The following is a 2,732-nucleotide window of genomic DNA, read 5'->3' as shown; positions in this document are numbered from 1 at the left end:
TGATCCGCAGGCGGCGCCGGCCACGGTCGACGTCGCGACCGGCGTACGACCGGCCGCCCAGGGCCCGCTCCACGTCGTGCCCGGCCCGCGGGCCGACTGGTTCGAGGCCGACGCCCTGGACCGGCTCTGCGCCCACGAGTACACCGTCACCGCCGACTCCAACCGCGTAGGCCTGCGGCTGAGCGGACCCGCCCTCGTGCGCCGCCGCCACGACGAGCTGCCGAGCGAGGGAATGGTGCTCGGCGCCGTGCAGGTGCCGCCGGACGGTCGACCGGTGGTCTTCCTCGCCGACCACCCGAGCACGGGCGGGTACCCCGTGATCGCCGTCGTCGAGGCCTCCGAGCTGGGGCGGTGCGCTCAGCTGGCGCCGGGGGACCCGGTGAGGTTCGCCCCGGTCAAGAGCGTCTGACGAGCTCGACCGACGCCTCGATCGGCTCGAAGCCCATCTCGACGTTGATCGCGACCATCCAGTCGTTGGTCTCGGCGTTCTGGGTGCGCACGCGGCGCATCTCCGGATGCGCCTCCTGCACGGCGCGGAGGTTGGCGACCTTCACCGCAAGGCCGAGGGTGTGCCCGCGGTGCTCGCGGTGCACGAAGGTGCCCCACTGCGACACGTCGAGACGTCCGGCCGGCGGGACGGAGATCGTCGACTGAGCCGCCACCGTGCCGTCGGGGGCGATCGCGACCGTCTCGTACATCGTGCGCCCGGCTGCCACCAGGGCTGCGCGGCTCTCGGTGAAGCGCTCGGGGGTGATCAGCTCCTCCTCCCAGTCGACCTCGCCGGTGGGCGCGTCGACGCCCAGCTGGCCGTGCAGGACGACCAAGGACGGCACGAGGTTCTCCGGGACGACGTTGACGTGGGTCTCGATGCGGTAGTCGCTGCTCTTGAGTGCGGCGCGAGCCGCCCACGCGTCGAGCTGATCGGTCGCGACGGGCAGGGGGAGGTCGCGGATGATCTCCACGTTGGCGAGCGTGAACCCGGCTGCCTCGGCGAAGCGCCGGTAGCGGTGGTCGGTGACGCGGTCGAAGGGGAGCACCGTCTCGATCACCACCGCGGTGCGGCCCTCGACCGTGGCCACCTCGACCGCGCGCTCGAGCAGGAGGCGACCGAAGCCGCGGTGCTGCTCGGCGGGGTCGACCTTCACCTCGATCCAGCACTTGTCGAGGTTGTCGTGCAGGCTCAGGTAGACGATGCAGAAGCCGACGGTGCGGCCCTCGACCCGCCCCACGAAGAAGCACTGGCGCTCGCCGGGGTCGGGGCGCCGAGCCGCTCCGGACATCTCCTGCCAGGACCACTGCGGGGCGTCCTCGCGGTCGAGGTGGTTGGCTCGCGCCTCCACGTCGTACACGGCGCGCAGGGCGACGTCGTCCTGGACGTCCAGCTCGGTGATCTCCACGTCGGTGGACGTTACGGCCCCGTGGACTCCTCGGCCACCGGATTGTTCTCCGGCGGGGGCCAGTGGTGCAGCGCCGGGTCGTCGACGGCGTAGGAGCGCACCGGTCCGGCCGGGGTTTCGGCGGTCTCGAAGCGCACGGTCACCACGCCTCGTCCGGAGCCCCACACCCAGCCTCGTCCGAGGTCGTCGTGGACGACGTCCTGGCCGGGGCCCCACGACGAGCGTCGAGGTGCGGCGACGGTGATGTCGGCGCTCTGGATCGCCACTGCCTCGGCCGCCGCGTCGTCGCTCCCGCCGAAGAGGTCGTCCTGGATCCAGTCGGCCAGTCCCGAGACGCCGACTCCCAGCAGCCGGACGCCGCCGGAGGTGTCGAGGTCGGCGAGCAGCCCGCGGGCCAGGCGACTGATCGTCGCGCTGCTGTCGGTCGGCTCCGGCAGCGTGCTCGACCTGGTCAGGGTGGTGAAGTCGTGCGCGCGGACCTTGATCGTGACCGTGCGTCCCGAGAGCCCCTGCGCCCGGAGCCGGGTGGCGACCTCTCCGGCCTGCCGGGTGAGCAGCCCCTCCATCAGCCGGCGGTCGGTGAGGTCGGTCTCGTAGGTGCCCTCGACACTCACCGACTTGGCCTCCCGCTCCGCCACGACGGGACGGTCGTCCTCGGCCCGGCAGAGGTGGTGGAGCCCGGTGCCGTGGGCCTTGCCGACCAGCTGCACGAGCTCGTCGAGGCCCGCCGACTGCAGGTCGGCCACCGTGTGGAGCCCCGCGCGGCGCAGTCGCTCGACGGTCGCCGGGCCCACGCCCGGGATGACCGAGACGTGCATGGGGCGCAGGAGGTCGCTCTCGGTGCCCGGAGCGACGACCACGAGGCCGTCGGGCTTGTCGAGGTCGCTGGCCACTTTGGCGATGAACTTGGAGGTACCGAGTCCCACCGATGCGGTCAGTCCGCCGGTGGCGCGCTCGACCCGCGCCCGCAGCTCCTGGGCGAAGGCGGTCACGGTGGCCACCTCGAGGTCGGGCAGGCCGGCCTGCTCGAGGTCGACGAACGCCTCGTCGAGCGACAGCGGCTCGACGAGCGGTGACACCTCGCGCAGGAGCCCCATCACGATGGTGCTGCTGGCGCGATAGGCGTGGAATCGGCCGGTGAGGAAGGCGGCGTGCGGGCAGCGTGAGCGCGCCTCGCGGGTCGACATGGCCGACCGGACGCCGTACACCCGTGCCTCGTAGGACGCGGTCGCCACCACGCCGCGGCCCCCGACCCCGCCGACGACGACCGGCTTGCCGCGCAGCGACGGCTTGTCGCGCTGCTCCACGGCGGCAAAGAAGGCGTCGAGGTCGAGA

At 72.8% G+C, this 2,732-nt stretch carries 2 protein-coding genes and 1 pseudogene; 1 reads left to right on the top strand and 2 read right to left on the bottom strand.

Annotation, left to right across the window (positions count from 1 at the left end; translation table 11 throughout):
- Positions 1 to 409 (top strand): annotated as a pseudogene (locus VOI19_RS17715) (biotin-dependent carboxyltransferase family protein); the annotation flags it as partial.
- Here the strand turns inward: VOI19_RS17715 and VOI19_RS17710 are convergent.
- Entirely contained in the window at positions 396 to 1,397 is a 1,002-nt protein-coding gene (locus VOI19_RS17710; protein ID WP_323794266.1) for a GNAT family N-acetyltransferase, read from the bottom strand. The pseudogene VOI19_RS17715 and the gene VOI19_RS17710 sit on opposite strands and share 14 nt — an antisense overlap.
- An 11-nt stretch (positions 1,398 to 1,408) precedes the next feature.
- Positions 1,409 to 2,732 (bottom strand): DNA polymerase IV (locus VOI19_RS17705; RefSeq protein ID WP_323794265.1); only part of this gene is annotated, 1,324 nt, incomplete at its 5' end.

It is taken from the genome of Nocardioides sp. (assembly GCF_034670285.1).
Taxonomy (GTDB): domain Bacteria; phylum Actinomycetota; class Actinomycetes; order Propionibacteriales; family Nocardioidaceae; genus Nocardioides.
The sequence above is the reverse complement of the archived record's forward strand: the minus strand, read 5'-3'. Positions and strand labels throughout refer to the sequence as shown.